Here is a 17172-nt window from a genome sequence, read left to right on the forward strand (position 1 = left end):
TTGGAAATTATGAAAAGCTTGAGATATTTATTTTTGTTTGTATGTTCCGTGCTGGGTATGGCTTGCACGGATGAGGTAATGCTTTCTGCCGGTGAATATGTAGATTATAGCCGGGATTTGACGAAACTCGAAATTATTCCGATCAAGGCATTGGTTAATCCGGAAAGGGGGTATCATTTGGAGAGTAATTATTTTGTTGATAATTTGAAGAATCCCTGGCATGAGGGCAGTTGGGAGAGTTTTTGGATTCCCGAGATTGAGCGGAAAAATAGCGCGAAGAATGATGGTGTAACCTTATCCCAATTATATCTTTATCTGACGCAGTATGTAGGTAAGGATTTGGATCAGGCGGCATTTGATAATATGCAGATGTTGTTTGATGATACAAAGAGACTGGGATATAAGATACATTTGATATTCGCGTATGACCATAACGCCGGGGCGACGAATGTTCAGTTCACTGATATATTCAGACATCTTGAACAGTTGAAGCCTTTTATTCAAAAGAACATCGGTTTGATTGACCTTTGGCAAATGGGCTTTATAGGTGCGTGGGGAGAGGGTAACTCAACTCCGTTGAGAGATGATTGGACGAATAAGGGTAAGATGATAAAAGAAATCCTGAGTATGTATCCGGATCGTTTTATGACTTTGCGCTATCCTCGGCATATACATAATTTTCCAATGCTTACTGAGGCTGAGAAGGCACGTGTCGGCTATGCGAATGACTTCTTCACAGCTTCCGAACATCCGCTTGCACCGGACAATGACTATACTTTCGGTTCAGAAGATTATACAATTGTAGCCAATGCCAGCCCCTATGTGAAAGTACGTGCGGAGATTCCTTATAATGAAAATACCGAATGGGGATTGAGCAAGGAAATATCAGTTGTTAATACGATTAAGATATTGAAAGAGCATCATTACGATGCTTTGGATATTACGCAGAATAATGAATTGAATATTTATGCTTGGAAAAGTTATAAGATAAGTTCTGACTGGTGTCAGGATAATAAGATTCTTTTTGATGAAAGTTATTTCAAGGATGAAGAGGGTAATAAAGTGGCGCGTTCTGCCTATGAATTTATTCGTGATCACCTGGGCTATCGTCTTTATGTCAACTCTGAAGACGTATTGTTGCAAGCGGCAAATGGAAATTTGGACTTTGATATTCCCATACGTAATGTAGGTTTTGCTGCTATTAAAAATCCGCGGCCTGTATATATTGTATTGGCGGATGAAAGTAACCGTGTTGTTTTTAAAGAGAAACTTGATGTTAGTCCAAGAGATTGGCAACCCTATGATGTGGAGACGAAAGAGTACAAATCTTTGGTGCATCACATTAAGGGTAGTGTCGCACCGGGTATATCTGGCAAATATAAAGTCGGATTATGGTTGCCGGATCCTACTGAATTGTTGCAGTTGCTTCCTGAATACGCGGTTCGGTTCGCTAATACGGAAATAATTGAAGATACGCAGTACCGTATAAATGTGATAGGTGAAGTTACATTCTAAAACAATAGGATAATTTTATTTATAATGTCTATGAAGGAAGTTCTTCAAAATGTCGGGGGACTTTCTTCATAAGAAAAAGATTGTATAAGTTACTACAATTTCATACTGATGAATAAACAGCAAAAACGATATTGGATTATATACTTATTAGTGCCATTTCTGATTTTGGGCTGTTCTGCCCCCACAGAGCGTGTTAAAATAGAAAATGGCACTTTTAATATCAACGGGAAGAATGTGCAACTGATTTGCGGAGAAATGCACTATCCCCGTATTCCACGCGAGTATTGGCGTGACCGTCTGCATAGGGCACGTGCAATGGGGTTGAACACTGTCTCTGCCTATGTCTTCTGGAATTTCCACGAACGCCAGCCGGGTGAGTTTGACTTTAGCGGGCAGGCGGATATTGCAGAATTTATCCGTACGGCACAGGAAGAAGGACTGTATGTCATTCTTCGTCCCGGCCCGTATGTGTGTGCAGAATGGGATTTTGGCGGCTACCCTTCGTGGCTACTAAAAGAAAAGGAGTTGACATATCGCAGTAAAGACCCGCGTTTTCTGTCCTATTGTGAAAGATACATTAAGGAACTGGGTAAGCAACTGGCTCCCTTGACCATCAATAATGGTGGTAATATTATAATGGTGCAGGTGGAGAACGAATATGGTTCGTATGCGGCTGACAAAGAATACCTTACTGCAATTCGAGATATGATTAAAGATGCCGGATTTAATGTCCCGTTATTTACCTGTGACGGCGGCGGACAAGTAGAGGCAGGGCATATTGACGGTGCATTACCTACGCTGAACGGTGTGTTTGGTGAAGACATTTTTAAAGTAGTAGATAAATATCACAAAGGCGGCCCTTATTTTGTGGCGGAATTCTATCCGGCTTGGTTTGATGAATGGGGAAGACACCATTCGTCTGTTGCTTATGAGCGTCCTGCCGAACAATTGGACTGGATGCTGAGTCACGGAGTATCTGTCAGTATGTATATGTTTCATGGTGGAACAAATTTTTGGTACACGAATGGAGCCAATACCGGAGGCGGTTATCAACCTCAACCGACAAGCTATGATTATGACGCCCCTTTGGGTGAATGGGGGAATTGCTATCCCAAATACCATGCATTCAGGGAAGTGATTCAAAAATACTTGCCCGAGGGAACCGTATTGCCGGAAATCCCTGCCGATAATCCGACTACCACCTTCGCAACAGTCGAATTAAAGGAAAGTGCTCCCCTGACTACGGCTTTCCATCAAACTACACAGTCGGAAGAGGTTCTGTCAATGGAAGACTTAGGCATTGATTTCGGATACATTCATTATCAGACAACCATTCAAAAAGCAGGGAAGCATAAACTTATCATACAGGATTTACGTGACTATGCAGTTATCCTGATAGATGGCAAGCAAGTAGCCAGTTTGGATCGTCGTTACAATCAGAATAGCGTAACGCTGAATGTTCCGAAAGTGCCTGCAACTTTAGAAATACTTGTCGAGAATACCGGTCGTGTGAATTACGGCCCTGATATACTATTCAATCGTAAAGGTATCACCAGCCAAGTTTTGTGGGGCGATGAAAAACTGACCGGATGGTCTATTACTCCGTTACCTTTATATAAAGAAAAAGTGTCGGAAATAGAATTTGATAAAACAATCAAAGGTGTCCCGGCTTTCCACAAAGGAATATTCACCATTCAGAAGAAAGGCGACTGTTTTATAGATATGAGCCAGTGGGGGAAAGGGGCAGTTTGGGTTAATGGCAAATCACTTGGACGCTTTTGGAACATCGGCCCTCAACAAACGCTATATCTGCCTGCTCCCTGGTTGAAAGAAGGAGAAAATGAGATCGTAGTCTTTGAAATGGAAGATACAGGCAATCGTACCTTGCAAGGATTGGAGCAACCTATCCTGGATAGTTTGGGCATAGACAAGAACTATCAGAAAGGACAGCGTCGTACAAGACTAGGCACTCCGATTCTGGAAGACGGTGACATCGCATTGAAAACTACTTTGCAAGAAACCAATGAATGGCAGCCATTTGATTTCCCTGTTGCAACTACCCTTCGTCACTTCTGCATCGAGACACTATCTTCTTACACGGAAGATAACCAAGCCTGCATTTCAGAAATCGAACTGATAGACGATAAAGGACAACCGATTGATAAGAAAAAATGGGAAGTCATCTATGTGAGCAGCGAACAGGCGGATAAGAATTTAGGAATAGCAGAGAATCTGTTTGACGGAGATATATCTTCCTTTTGGCATACGGATGCAAGCGCAGAACCCGATCATCCTCACCGTATTATCGTTGATATGAAAGAAATATATAAAGTTTCAGCCATCCGCTTCAAAGTTCGTAAAGGTTCATTCCTATCAGGAAAAGTAAAAGACGTAACCATCTATGGTCGTCCGCAATTCTTCTTGTTCCATTGATTAAAATGTGACTGATTGAAAAGAATCCGATTCTTATTTACTATATTTGAAGCATTAAAAACAACAACACTATGCAAATGCGCTTTTTGTTAACTTTATTACTCGGAACTATAATGTTATGCAGCTGTCAGTCAGGACAACTGCCAGTCAATTCTTTAGCAGATCGTGTGACGGAAGGTACTTCGAAAGACCGGATTCTTTTCCAACTCATTGTTGACGAGAATAATCCCTCGAAAGATTACTTTGAAATATCTTCCAAAGACGATAAAGTCCTGATAACCGGAAACTCCGACATTTCTTTGTCCACCGGACTGAACTGGTATCTGAAATACGTAGCCGGTATCCATCTCTCCTGGAATAATCCGTCTCAAAAATTGCCGGAAGTATTACCGCTTCCACAAGAGAAAATTCGCAAGGAGACATCTATGCAAAGCAGATATTACCTGAACTATTGTACCTATTCCTACTCCATGGCCTTTTGGGATTGGGAGCGTTGGGAGAAGGAAATAGACTGGATGGCAATGCACGGAATCAATATGCCTTTGAGCATTACCGGAATGGAAGTCGTTTGGTACAACCTGCTGAAACGTTTGGGGTATACCACAGAAGAGGTCAATGAATTTATTTCCGGCCCGGCTTTTATGGCCTGGTGGCAGATGAATAATTTGGAAGGATGGGGTGGCCCGAATCCGGATAGTTGGTATCAGCAGCAGGAAGTACTTCAAAAGAAGATCATATCCCGTATGCGTGAACTGGGCATAGAACCTGTATTCCCCGGATATTCCGGGATGGTTCCCCGCAACATTGGTGAGAAACTGGGCTATCAGATTGCCGACCCCGGCAAATGGTGTGGCTTCCCCCGTCCGGCTTTCCTTTCTACGGAAGATGAACACTTTGATTCTTTCGCTGCCATGTATTACGAAGAACTGGAAAAACTGTATGGAAAAGCCAAATATTATAGCATGGATCCCTTCCATGAAGGAGGTAATACGGAAGGGGTGGACTTGGCGAAAGCCGGAACATCCATCATGGCAGCAATGAAGAAAGTGAATCCGGAAGCCGTTTGGGTGATTCAGGCATGGCAGGCGAATCCTCGGGAAGAAATGATTTCTTCCCTCAATCAGGGAGACTTGATGGTGTTGGATTTATATAGCGAGAAACGTCCGCAATGGGGTGACCCGAATTCTGAGTGGGTTCGCGAGAAAGGCTTCGGCAAACATGACTGGCTCTATTGTATGTTGTTGAACTTCGGTGGAAATGTAGGCTTGCACGGTCGGATGGATCAATTGATAAGCGGATACTATGACGCGTGTGTACATGCCAATGGGAAAACATTGCGTGGAGTAGGGGCAACTCCCGAAGGGATTGAGAACAATCCGGTGATGTTCGAACTGCTTTATGAACTTCCTTGGCGTGAAGAGCGGTTCTCTTCCGATGAATGGCTGCAAGGCTATTTGAAGGCGCGTTATGGCGGAGACATTCTGCCGGAAGTGGCAGAAGCCTGGCGTGCATTGGAACATACCGTTTACAATGCTCCTAAAAACCATCAGGGTGAAGGAACGATTGAGTCCTTGTTGTGTGCCCGTCCGGGATTCCATCTGGACAGGACATCTACATGGGGATATTCCAAGCTGTTCTATTCTCCGGACTCAACGGCAAAAGCGGCTGACCTGCTGCTTACTGTTGCCGATCGCTATAAAGGAAACAACAACTTTGAATATGACTTGGTGGATATTGTACGTCAGAGTAATGCTGACAAAGGGAATATGTTACTCGAAGAAATATCCCGAAGCTATGACCGGAAAGACAAAGAGAATTTCCGGAAACAGACACGGCAATTCCTTGAACTCATTCTCTCGCAAGACAGCTTATTGTCTACCCGGAAAGAGTTCTCCGTATCTTCTTGGCTGACTGCTGCACGTTCTTTAGGTACTACCGACGCAGAAAAGAAACTCTACGAATGGAACGCCTCTGCCTTAATCACAGTTTGGGGTGATAGTATCGCTGCCAATCAGGGTGGTTTGCATGATTATTCTCATCGTGAATGGAGTGGTCTTTTGAAAGATTTGTATTATCCGCGTTGGAAAGTTTTCTTTGAGCAGAAACAGCAGGAACTGGACGGTAAATCTGCCGGTGAAGCGATTAATTTCTATGGAATGGAGAAAGCCTGGGCGGAGAAATCTCATGGATATTGAGTAAAAGTATGGGATAGTGACAATTTATTCTTATACTCTTATTAAGGGTTCATCGGATTCATCTTGTCGCTAAAATGCCGATGAATAAGGAAATATAGGGTGAAAGGGAAGAGATAATTCCGGTTGGAACCATTCTTCACGCTTTCACCTTTGTTTTTGCTATATGCTATGAGCTAATTCAATTATGCTATAAGCAAAAAGAAATATGCTATAAGCTAAAAGAAATTAGGTAATAGCAAATCATCTATCAAATTAGGGCATTAACAGTTGGGTTGCCAAGCATTAACAGTTGAGTTGTCAAGTATTAATAGCTTAATTATCAGGTAGTACTACTTGATATATTGAGTATATATAGCTGGCGTGTTGGATCTATATGCCCACCATCTCAGCTATATATGTCCACCTTCTTGGATCTATATGTCCAATAGACACTGCAAGCGAAGCGATAATGAAGGTGAAAGCGGTGAAGGGTGATTCTTTCTTGGTTTTACCCTTTGCCTTCACCCGCTATGTCTTTATTCATCGGTCTTTCAGTAATAAGGTGAAGCGGTGAACCACCGGTTAAGAATGTAGGGGGATTTTTTTGATATGTATCGAAATTATCTTATTTCTCCAGCAACTCTTTCAGAAAATCATCCAACTCTTTATCCAGTCCTTTCAGCAACTCGTCATTCACCAATATCGTATCATCGTCCACCAGCAACAACTCTGCCACTGTCTCCTTATCCTCATCCACCAACACAAACGAGTAAGGTTTCAGAATCGTAACCTTGTCAAAGTCGCCCGCATCTTTCATCCTGCAAAGGATATTGCGCAGGGAAGGTTCCACGTTTTCCTGGAAATCATCGCCGTCATACGTAGCCCATTCTTCTATCATGATGTTTGCCAACTCTTCATCATCATCGTTGTAAACAGTCAGTTGTCCCGAAGTCTGATCCGGTTGGAGATGAATGTCCGTAACAGCGGTTTGTTCACAGTTACATATATATTTAGCGACAGCCTTTTGGATAGCCGCTTCGATAATCGATAGTGATTGTTGGCTCAATTTCATAGTTCCTTCTATTTGTTAGTTCAAAGGTATAAAAAAAATAAGATTTGATACACGATTTCTTTAAAAATCGTCATTAAATCGGCTCATTTGCATCTTTAGCTTGGGTAATTGGGCATTTCTCTCCTTCAATTCTGCCAAATACAAGCTGGTGAGATAATAATTCGGCACATCGTCGATGGTAGCATGAGTGTTTTCAGTTACATTTTTTTTCTCAATCTTTTTGGCTAGCTGCTGAGCTTTTTCAGCCCATTCCTGTGCTTGGGGCAGACTATCTTTCATCTCATAGTAAACTGCAATATTGAGGGCAGCCCGCATCTTTTTCTTTTCACTCTTCGTACCCTCGAAAGCCTGAAGCCAAAGTTCGTGCGCGTTGTCCCATGAATTTTCGCGTACGTAGACGGCGGCATCCCGCATCGGCACTGAACCGCCGGTATATAGATACCTTGTCCCTTTTTTCCACATCGGAACAATATACTTTACCGGAATTGTTCCTGCAAATTCAGCGGCTTCGTGCAACATCTCCCTGTCGGGAATCATATGCGTGGCAGCTTCTACTGCCGAAGCACCGAACTCTTCCCAAAAGATACTGTCGGTAGGGTGGAGTGTATTCATCGGTCTGCTTCGTTCGGGCAGGTAAATCCTGACGGTAGGGTACGCCTTGACATCCACCGCTCCCTGGAAACAATTGAACTCATCCAGATACCGGACAGTCTTTGTCGCTTTAAGTTGCAGGTTTTCTACGGCAATAATCAAATCTACACCCAAATCCGAAGCCAGTTGGCGGACTTCTTCCTGACTCAACGTACTTTCCCGAGCCAACTTGTCATTTGCCCGCAAAGCGGAATCGCAAATCACCACTTCATCAAAATAGTTCTGATGAGCGATTTCTTCAGCCAGTGCCTCTGTCGCTACTTTGACATTTCCATTCGCGTAAGCTGTCGCACGGCTTACTATCGGTGAGTTTTCCCTGATTTTTTCAGATTGCGTTATCAGTTTGTTATCCGGCGCATTGCCGGTGTTATTCACGACTGCCACTTTCCGAAGTTGCGGTGGGAAGCTAAGGTCTGCCGGTTGCAGGTAGTCAATGGAAATCTGCTCCAGGCTTTGGCAACTACTCAATGCCAACAGGAACAAAGAAACGAAAGCCAGTGAATAAGATTTTGCCATAGTTTTGTTCTCTTTAGTAATTTGAACAAAAGTACTATTTTGAAAGAATAAAAGAAAGTCTCAAACAGTTTTTAACCGTTTGAGACTTTCTTTTATAAATAGAGAATTAAGAAATAGAAACCTCTTGTTTCTCAATTTTTAATTTTCAATTCTCAATTTCTTTAAACGTTTTTACCGTGACAGTTTTTGTACTTCTTACCGCTTCCGCATGGACAGGGATCATTGCGTCCTACTGTCTTTTCCGCACGGATCGGTTCGCGCTTCTGCTGTTCGCGAGTATCCTGGTTGGCAGCAGCCTGCTGGTTAGGATCAGTCAAATCCTGCTTGTTTTCACGATACTTGCTCATGTCCTGACGTTGTTCGGGAGCGGCCTGACGTACTTCTACACGGCGTGCAGCTTGTTCGTCCGGAGCTTCTTGTACAGGAATTTGTCCGCGCATCAAGATAGATACAGTCTGGTTATTAATCTTGTTAACCATGGCGTCAAACAAAGTCACAGACTCCAGTTTGTAAATCAACAGCGGGTCTTTCTGTTCGTAGCTGGCATTCTGTACGGAATGTTTCAGTTCGTCCAGTTCACGCAAATTCTCTTTCCATGATTCGTCGATAACGTGAAGCAGGATTGACTTCTCGAATGCTTTCACCACTTCTTTGGATTCCGATTCGTAAGCCGCTTTCAGGTTACAGGAGATATTGTACATACGTTTGCCATCCGTGATAGGAATCAAGATGTTCTCGTACATATGTCCTTGGTTCTCATATACCTGCTTGATAACCGGATTGGCGATTTGAGCCAGACGTTCAGTCTTGCGCTTGAAGTTCTCCATCGCGATGTTGAAAGTCTTTTCAGCCAACTTATCCTTCTTCTCGTTGCGGAATTCCTCTTCGGTAAATGGAGTTTCCATAGCCAACGTCTGAAGCAGTTCCATCTGGCAGCCTTCGAAATCATTGTTTTCGATAGCGTTGGCGCAACGATCCCAAATCATGTTCACGATATCCATACCGATACGTTCACCCATCAAAGCGTGGCGACGTTTCGTGTAAACAACGGTACGTTGCTTATTCATAACGTCGTCATATTCCAACAGTCGTTTACGGATACCGAAGTTGTTTTCTTCCACCTTCTTCTGCGCACGTTCGATAGAGTTGGAAATCATCTTGTGCTCGATCATCTCGCCTTCCTGAAAACCGAGTTTGTCCATAACGCTCGCGATACGGTCGGAAGAGAACAGACGCATCAGGTCATCTTCCAGTGACACGAAGAACACGGAAGAACCCGGGTCACCCTGACGTCCTGCACGACCACGCAACTGGCGGTCTACACGGCGTGATTCGTGACGTTCCGTACCGATAATAGCCAAACCGCCCGCAGCTTTCACTTCCGGACTCAGCTTGATGTCGGTACCACGACCTGCCATATTGGTAGCAATCGTCACTGCGCAACTGAAACCGGCTTTCGCTACAATCTCGGCTTCTTTCTGGTGCAACTTCGCATTCAATACGCTATGCTCAATCTTACGCATGGTAAGCATCTTGCTCAGCATTTCGGAGATTTCCACCGAAGTAGTACCTACCAGTACCGGGCGTCCTGCCTGAACCAATCGCTCGATTTCTTCGATTACAGCTTTATATTTTTCACGTTTAGTTTTGTAAACGCGGTCATTCATATCCTTACGGGCAATCGGGCGGTTGGTCGGGATTACGACTACGTCCAATTTATAGATGTCCCAAAGTTCGCCTGCTTCCGTTTCGGCGGTACCGGTCATACCGGACAGCTTGTGATACATACGGAAGTAGTTCTGCAGAGTAATCGTGGCGAAAGTCTGCGTAGCAGCTTCCACTTTCACACGTTCCTTAGCTTCAATAGCCTGATGTAAACCGTCAGAGTAACGGCGACCTTCCATGATACGGCCGGTCTGTTCGTCTACAATTTTCACTTGTCCGTCGATAACTACATATTCGTCGTCTTTCTCGAACATCGTGTAAGCCTTCAGCAATTGGTTGATCGTGTGTACGCGTTCCGATTTAACTGCATAGTTAGTCAGCAACTCATCCTTCTTCTGAAGTTTCTCTTCATTAGTCAGGTTCGGCACATTTTCCAGTTCCGAGAGTTGTCCGGCGATATCGGGAAGAACGAACAAGGTCGGGTCTTCAGAATTACCGGTAATCAGGTCTACGCCCTTATCTGTCAGGTCTACACTGTTCAGCTTCTCGTCGATAACAAAATACAACGGGTCAGTAACTTCGTGCATACGCTTATTGTTCTGCTCCATGTAGATTTCTTCCGTCTTGAGCATACCGGCCTTGATGCCCTGTTCACTGAGGAACTTAATCAAAGCCTTGTTCTTCGGCAGACATTTATGGCTACGATATAAGGAAAGGAATCCTTCTTCCGCCTCTTTCTTGTCATTCGATGCGATCAGTTTCTTGGCTTCTGACAGGTATTTGGTTGCCAATACCTTCTGTGCTTCTACCAGGCGTTCTACCAACGGGCGAAGTTGCTCGAACAGTTGGTCGTCGCCCTTTGGCACAGGGCCGGAGATAATCAACGGAGTACGTGCGTCATCGATCAATACGGAGTCAACCTCATCGACGATAGCGTAGTTGTGCGGACGCTGTACCAGGTCTTTCGGGCTGATAGCCATATTATCACGCAGGTAGTCGAAACCAAATTCGTTGTTCGTTCCGAAAGTAATATCAGCCATATATGCCTGACGGCGTGCGTCGGAGTTCGGCTGATGACGGTCGATACAATCCACGCTCAAACCGTGGAACATATAAAGAGGCCCCATCCATTCGGAGTCACGTTTTGCCAGATAATCATTCACGGTTACCACGTGCACGCCGTTTCCGGTCAATGCGTTCAGGAATACCGGGAGAGTAGCTACCAACGTCTTACCTTCACCGGTTGCCATTTCCGCAATCTTACCTTTGTGCAGAACGACACCACCAAACAACTGTACGTCATAGTGAACCATGTTCCACACCGTGTCGTTGCCGCCGGCTAGCCAGTGATTCTGATAAATCGCCTTGTCACCTTCGATGCGGACAAAATCCTTTGTAGCAGCAAGCTGACGGTCGAAATCCGTAGCAGTCACTACGATTTCCTCATTTTCTGCGAAACGTTTGGCAGTTGACTTCACGATGGAGAAAGCGACGGGCAGAACTTCGTCCAGTGCTTTTTCATATTTTTCCAGAATTTCCTTTTCTGTCTTGTCTATTTGTGCAAAGACTTCTTCGCGGTCTTCCAGTTCGATACTTTCGATACCCGCTTTCAATTCTTCCACTTTCGCACGTTCGGCGGAAGCCGATTCATAGATGTATTTTTTGATTTCTTCCGTTTTGGCACGGAGTGCGTCGTTGTCCAGTTTTTCAATCTCCGGGTAAGCAGCTTTAATTTTCTCTACCCAGGGTTTGATTTCTTTCATGTCTCGCGTGGATTTGTTTCCGAAAATCGAGCTTAAAATTTCATTAAATCCCATGTTATATAAGTATGTTTATTATTTATCTATTTAAAAATTCTTGCGCAAAGTTACATTAAAATGCTGATTTATTAATGTTTTGCACCCTGTTTTTGTGAGTAAACTTTTACCGTAAGTCAGTAATGGGTGCAGCCGAACAGGCATTGGGAGCCCGAATGCGCATGAAATGTGCCAGTGTAGGCGCGATATGTTCAATAGTTACAGGAGTCTGTATGATAGCCGGTTTCACCGAGTGACCGATGAAAATCAGCGGTGAAGGTATAAATGAATGGCGTACTACTTTGCTTTCACTGGTGTTTTCGTCCACCATTGTCCATCCGGGAAGGACGTCAATCACCAGGTCGCCCGAACGTTTACGATGGTATCCGTTACGTATCTTGTAAATCTCCGGTGTCCATGAACCCAATAAAAGCCTGTTGGCGGAGTACGCTTCGTTCACTCCGCTGAATTGCATGAGGAATTCGGCGGACTTCTCTTGTACTTCCGTCAGGTTCAGTTGTTTTTGTTCCAGTAACTTATGGTTGAGGTAAATCTGCTGGTTATGATACGTTTCCACATATTTGCCTTCACCATATGTAGCCATCAGGTACATATTCAACAAAGCTGCGCAACGGTTCAGGTAAAACTCTCCGCCGGGAATCTTATACAGTCCCGAATCGGCTGATTCGCTGTCCGTATATCCGGTGGAAGTGACGAAAAGAAGTACATTTTGCAGACCTACTTTCTTGTCGAGCAATTCGAGCAGGTTGGCAATGCTGCGGTCGAGACGTACATACGTATCCTGCATTTCCATGGCACATTCCTGTACGGATTTATGTGCATAGTTACCGGCATAATAGGTCAGTGCCAATAAGTCAGTTATGTCATCCATGCCGATTGAACTTTTGTTCAGTGCTTCTTCGGCAAGAGCGTTTACTTCATCGTTCACAAAAGGGCTTGTGATGAAACGTCGGTACTTATTGTTACGGTCATCGTCAAATTTATATTTGAAAACCATGTCCCGCCAATCTGGCAGGAAAGTGTACATCCCACGTGGAAAAACAGGCTCCCAAGTTATGTTTGCAATACGAAAATCGACAGCTTGGCGGTCATTGTACTGGCTTGCCCACCAGGGAAATTCTCCATAATAAGTGGTTCCGCTCCATTTTCCCGTATTGGGATTCATCCAAAAAGCACCGTTTCCGGCATGTCCGGCAGCAAGAATAGCCGCGTCGCATTTAGGGGCGATGGCATATACAAGCCCTTTGCCCTGCGTCGCTATTTTAAGCTCGTCGGCAATGGTAGAAGTTAGTAATTTGCCGGGCGAACACGTTTGGTCGGTATAGTAACCCATGAATGCCGTATCGTCCGTGCTGTTGACAGGACGCAGGGTAGACGCGTCCATCCATCGTTTGGAGATGATTCCGTTCATGGAAGGAGTCGTACCGCTGTAAATGGCAGCTATGGCCGAGGCACGGTCTACACCGCTGAAAGTATATTGGGCATTATAGAACACTCTTCCCTCTTTCCAAAGGCGCTTGAAGCCTTTCTCGCCATAGAGTGACGAAAATGCTTCCAGGTAATCCGTACGCAGTTGGTCAATAGTCAGCCCTACCACAAGTTTAGGCGCGGTAGGCAACGACTGTGCTTGCAGTCCTGTGAAGGTGAGTACGGTGATGAGGGAAGTTAGTAGTCCTTTCATTATTTCTTTTTAGATGTCACTATTAAGTTGCTCGCTGAACGTATCAGCAAACAGAGTGCCAAAGGTACAACAGCAAAGTCAAATCTCTGCGGAATTAGTGGAAAAAGCACTATAAAAAGTGTTAAAACGACTAGATTCAGGGTTAAATACCAACATTTCTTCCCTTTTCGGTCACAATAAATGATATATGGCAGGAAAAGAAGTTGTCCCGGATGGAACACCAGCAATAAAAAATTGGAGCTGACAGCCGGATGTTCAGAGAAGAGGGCAAGAAAGGCAAGAACGCATCCCACGATACCTGCCGCACCGAAGAGAAGTAGATCGACACCCCATAATCCGGTTCTTCGCCGGATGCCGTATATGGTAGTACCGGCTGTTAATATAAATAGGAGTAACGCGCATTGCAGAGGAGTGGGTATCCATCCGCTTTCATCCTCTTCGGGAGTTGCGTCCACGATCAATTCACAGGCTTCTGTGAGCGGACGTTGTATGGAGTCATTCTTAATCTGCGCTCCGGCAAAGGCATCCATCAGATAAAAAGGCGCAAACATCATCTGTCGTTGCGTGATAGGTTGGTCTGCTTCGCTTCCGATACATAAGTCAATACCGAAACGTGCCCACGGATGTTCTTTGCAATATTGATGTACAATATCACGGAATGAACGGGAACCGTCCTGCGGTTCAGTGGGATAAATCACTTTGCCTGCAATGCTTTCCTCTATCTTGTCACGGGGACGGGTAGCACAATTGTCGTAAAAAAAATTATAACGGTACACCCTGTTTTCAGGGCGGTGATTCTCTTGTAATAACCGGATTAGGTCGATTTTTTCTTCATTAGTCAGGTTCAAGGTCTGTTGCCACACGCTACGTCCGAAGAAAGCATATTCCCCTGCAAAATGGGAGTAATTGGTGGCTCCCAGTTGATAATCTGTCTCTCCGAGAGAAAAACGGAAAATGAAGTTTGGAGTATCGAAGCTGAATAAGCCGTAGTTGAAAACAACGTCTACACCCTGTGAAGGATTTTCGTAACGGATAGCTGTGTGTCCGAACAAGGAATATATCTCTTCTCCGGGAGCGCAGGTCAGCAGGCTGAGACGGATGGAGTCATTGCTGTTGGCAGTTGTTTGTCCGCAGGGCAGAAGCAACAAAAAAAGAGAAAAGATTGAATATAAAAAAGACCGTTTCATTAGTAGGCTCGTTTTATTTTTGCGGCGAATATACGAAGAATTGTTGGATTCGGGAAACAGAGCGTCTGTTTTATCTGAATAGAGCGTCTGTTTGGGGTAAATAGACGCTTCGTTTGGATGCAACAGAGCCTCTGTTTGAGGGAATATTTGTAAACTGGTAGCGTAACGCTTTGCGTAACACTGAATTTGCATTGCAATGCATTGTGAATTAATGGTTTGTATGTGGCGAAAAATAACGTGCGTAACGCTTTGCGTAACACATTATAAACAATAAATAATAAAATATCTATTTAAAAATAGATAGTTCGATTTTCGCAATAACCGGATTTTCTAAAATGAAAAAACAAGATAATTCCCTCTATATGCTTCAATTTCTCTTTTTTTACTTTACCTTTGCGCCCGCTAAAGATGAAAATGCATTGAATTTAATTATCGACATAGGAAATACAATGGCGAAAGTCGCCCTCTTCAATAATGGGGAGATGGTGGAAGTGCTGACTGAATCCAATCAATCATTGGATTGTTTGAAAGCTCTTTGCTCCAAATACCCGATAGAGCAGGGAATTGTGGCTACTGTCATTGATTTAAGCGAACGGATACTTGCCGATTTGGCAGCTTTGCCGTTTCCTCTATTGTGGCTCAACTACAAAACGCCCTTACCGGTGGTCAATCTGTACGAAACTCCCGAAACGCTGGGGTACGACCGTATGGCTGCTGTGGTAGGTGCTAATGAGCAGTTTCCTCACAACGATATATTGGTCATTGACGCAGGAACTTGTATCACTTATGAATTTATTGACTCGAAAGGGCAGTATCATGGTGGTAATATTTCTCCCGGCATGCAGATGCGTTTCAAGGCACTTCACCAGTTCACCGGACGCTTGCCCCTGATTGACTCCAACGGGCGTAAACTCCCGATGGGACGGGACACCGAAACCGCTATACGCGCCGGAGTGTTGAAAGGCATGGAATACGAAATTTCAGGTTATATTGAGTCTATGAAGCATAAATATCCTGAACTTTTGGTTTTTTTAACGGGCGGAGATGATTTTTCTTTTGATAGCAGCGTAAAAAGTATCATCTTTGCAGATAGATTTTTAGTGTTGAAAGGATTAAATAGAATTTTAAACTATAATAATGGTAGGATTTAAACACACACTATGTGCGCTTTTGCTCACGATGGTTACCGGAATGGCAATTGCTCAAAATAATACAAACTCTCCTTATACACGATATGGCTATGGCGACTTGTCCGATCAAAGTTTCGGAAATAGCAAAGCGATGGGAGGAATTGCTTTTGGACTCCGGGATGGAGCACAGATCAATCCATTGAATCCTGCTTCGTATACAGCCATTGACTCGTTGACTTTCCTATTTGAAGGGGGTGTCAGTCTGCAAAATATGAATGTTAGTGGCGGCGGTGTGAAACTGAACGCCAAGAACTCTAGTTTCGACTACCTGGCTATGCAGTTTCGTCTGCATCCCAGGATAGCGATGAGTGTAGGTTTGTTGCCATTCTCGAATGTGGGATATTCTGTATCTGACAGTAAAGATGAAAACGGAGTCAGTCAGACCCGGAGTTTTACGGGAGATGGGGGATTGCATCAGCTTTATGGTGGTATCGGTGTAAAAGTACTGAAGAATCTTTCACTGGGAGTGAATGCTTCTTATTTTTGGGGAGATATAACCCGTGCACGTACCATTATTTATCCCGCGACATCGGAATCTTACTCTTATGTACAGCAGATAGGGGTTTCTGTTTCGGACTATAAACTGGATTTCGGTGCACAATATACGCAGGAATTAAGTAAAAAACATTCAGTGACTATTGGAGCAGTATTCTCTCCAAAGCATAAACTGAATAATGATTATACTATAACGACACAGGCTAGTACGACCAACAGTAATGATTTGGATGCTACGCTGGAACTTCCGAATATGTTCGGAGTCGGTTTTACATACAATTATGACAGGCGGTTGACAGTCGGCGTGGATTATAGTTTGCAACAATGGTCTAAGGCTAAATTCGGTGTAGCTGCCACAGATGATGCTACGCGTGCAGAGTTTGAGGAAACTTATGCTTATAATGACCGTCATAAAATATCAGTGGGTGCGGAATACATTCCTAATTTAATAGGACGTTCTTACTTATCCCATATCAAATACCGTTTGGGAGCTTATTATACGACTCCGTATTATAAGATTGACGGCAAAAAGGCTGCCCGCGAATATGGCGTAACTGCCGGTTTCGGTTTGCCTGTACCCCGTTCACGTTCTATCCTTAGCATCAGCGGACAGTTTGTCCGTGTGAGTGGACAGGAAACGAATTTTGTGAATGAAAATATCTTCCGTGTGAGTATCGGATTGACGTTCAACGAGCGTTGGTTCTTTAAACGCAGGGTAGAATAATTAAGTTGAAACAAAGTGAGAGAGAATAGACGACTTTATAATAACAACTAAA

The 17172-nt window shown here is 44.0% G+C and carries 10 protein-coding genes; 5 read left to right on the plus strand and 5 right to left on the minus strand.

Annotated features, from left to right (window positions below; genetic code table 11):
• Positions 1 to 9: 9 nt before the first annotated feature.
• From BQ7997_RS20520 to BQ7997_RS20530, 3 genes are all read left to right on the plus strand, one after another.
• Positions 10 to 1515 (plus strand): DUF4874 domain-containing protein, encoded by a 1506-nt coding sequence (locus BQ7997_RS20520; protein ID WP_073348486.1) that lies wholly within the window; start codon positions 10 to 12, stop codon positions 1513 to 1515.
• A gap of 108 nt (positions 1516 to 1623) precedes the next feature.
• Entirely contained in the window at positions 1624 to 3948 is a 2325-nt protein-coding gene (locus tag BQ7997_RS20525) for a beta-galactosidase (RefSeq protein WP_073347852.1), read from the plus strand.
• Positions 3949 to 4019: 71 nt separating this feature from the next.
• Complete coding sequence (locus tag BQ7997_RS20530; RefSeq protein ID WP_073347853.1) at positions 4020 to 6143, plus strand: alpha-N-acetylglucosaminidase; 2124 nt, start codon at positions 4020 to 4022, stop codon at positions 6141 to 6143.
• A gap of 604 nt (positions 6144 to 6747) precedes the next feature.
• On the opposite strand, the gene BQ7997_RS20535 is transcribed toward BQ7997_RS20530, so the two are convergent.
• From BQ7997_RS20535 to lnb, 5 genes are all read right to left on the minus strand, one after another.
• Complete coding sequence (locus BQ7997_RS20535; RefSeq protein ID WP_073347854.1) at positions 6748 to 7194, minus strand: hypothetical protein; 447 nt, start codon at positions 7192 to 7194, stop codon at positions 6748 to 6750.
• A gap of 60 nt (positions 7195 to 7254) precedes the next feature.
• Positions 7255 to 8361 carry a DUF6340 family protein gene (locus BQ7997_RS20540; protein ID WP_022137667.1) on the minus strand — a complete coding sequence of 369 codons (1107 nt, stop codon included), beginning with the start codon at positions 8359 to 8361 and terminating at the stop codon, positions 7255 to 7257.
• Positions 8362 to 8522: 161 nt separating this feature from the next.
• Positions 8523 to 11843: a preprotein translocase subunit SecA gene (gene secA / locus BQ7997_RS20545; RefSeq protein ID WP_073347855.1), complete on the minus strand. Its 3321-nt coding sequence runs from the start codon at positions 11841 to 11843 to the stop codon at positions 8523 to 8525.
• 106 nt (positions 11844 to 11949) lie between these two features.
• Positions 11950 to 13524, minus strand: a complete 1575-nt coding sequence (locus tag BQ7997_RS20550) for an alkaline phosphatase family protein (protein WP_022137665.1) — start codon at positions 13522 to 13524, stop codon at positions 11950 to 11952.
• On the minus strand, positions 13524 to 14711 hold the full coding sequence (gene lnb / locus BQ7997_RS20555) for a lipoprotein N-acyltransferase Lnb (protein ID WP_073347856.1): 1188 nt from the start codon (positions 14709 to 14711) through the stop codon (positions 13524 to 13526). Before lnb ends, BQ7997_RS20550 begins: the two co-directional genes overlap by 1 nt.
• Before the next feature lie 362 nt (positions 14712 to 15073).
• On the opposite strand from lnb, the gene BQ7997_RS20560 reads away from it, so the two are divergent.
• Positions 15074 to 15862, plus strand: coding sequence for a type III pantothenate kinase (locus BQ7997_RS20560; RefSeq protein ID WP_073347857.1), 789 nt, complete (start codon positions 15074 to 15076; stop codon positions 15860 to 15862).
• A complete protein-coding gene (locus tag BQ7997_RS20565) occupies positions 15849 to 17120 on the plus strand; it encodes a BamG family beta-barrel-assembly machinery protein (protein ID WP_073347858.1) in 1272 nt (423 codons plus the stop codon). Before BQ7997_RS20560 ends, BQ7997_RS20565 begins: the two co-directional genes overlap by 14 nt.
• The last annotated feature ends 52 nt before the right edge of the window (positions 17121 to 17172 follow it).

This window comes from Bacteroides congonensis, assembly GCF_900130125.1.
Classification (GTDB): Bacteria; Bacteroidota; Bacteroidia; order Bacteroidales; family Bacteroidaceae; genus Bacteroides; species Bacteroides congonensis.

Excerpts from the sequence above, each read along its gene's own strand:
- BQ7997_RS20520 (WP_073348486.1), top strand. The coding sequence starts at position 10 with ATGAAAAGCTTGAGATATTTATTTTTGTTTGTATGTTCCGTGCTGGGT.
- BQ7997_RS20525 (WP_073347852.1), top strand. The coding sequence starts at position 1,624 with ATGAATAAACAGCAAAAACGATATTGGATTATATACTTATTAGTGCCA.
- BQ7997_RS20530 (WP_073347853.1), top strand. The coding sequence starts at position 4,020 with ATGCAAATGCGCTTTTTGTTAACTTTATTACTCGGAACTATAATGTTA.
- BQ7997_RS20535 (WP_073347854.1), bottom strand. The coding sequence starts at position 7,194 with ATGAAATTGAGCCAACAATCACTATCGATTATCGAAGCGGCTATCCAA.
- BQ7997_RS20540 (WP_022137667.1), bottom strand. The coding sequence starts at position 8,361 with ATGGCAAAATCTTATTCACTGGCTTTCGTTTCTTTGTTCCTGTTGGCA.
- secA (WP_073347855.1), bottom strand. The coding sequence starts at position 11,843 with ATGGGATTTAATGAAATTTTAAGCTCGATTTTCGGAAACAAATCCACG.
- BQ7997_RS20550 (WP_022137665.1), bottom strand. The coding sequence starts at position 13,524 with ATGAAAGGACTACTAACTTCCCTCATCACCGTACTCACCTTCACAGGA.
- lnb (WP_073347856.1), bottom strand. The coding sequence starts at position 14,711 with ATGAAACGGTCTTTTTTATATTCAATCTTTTCTCTTTTTTTGTTGCTT.
- BQ7997_RS20560 (WP_073347857.1), top strand. The coding sequence starts at position 15,074 with ATGCTTCAATTTCTCTTTTTTTACTTTACCTTTGCGCCCGCTAAAGAT.
- BQ7997_RS20565 (WP_073347858.1), top strand. The coding sequence starts at position 15,849 with ATGGTAGGATTTAAACACACACTATGTGCGCTTTTGCTCACGATGGTT.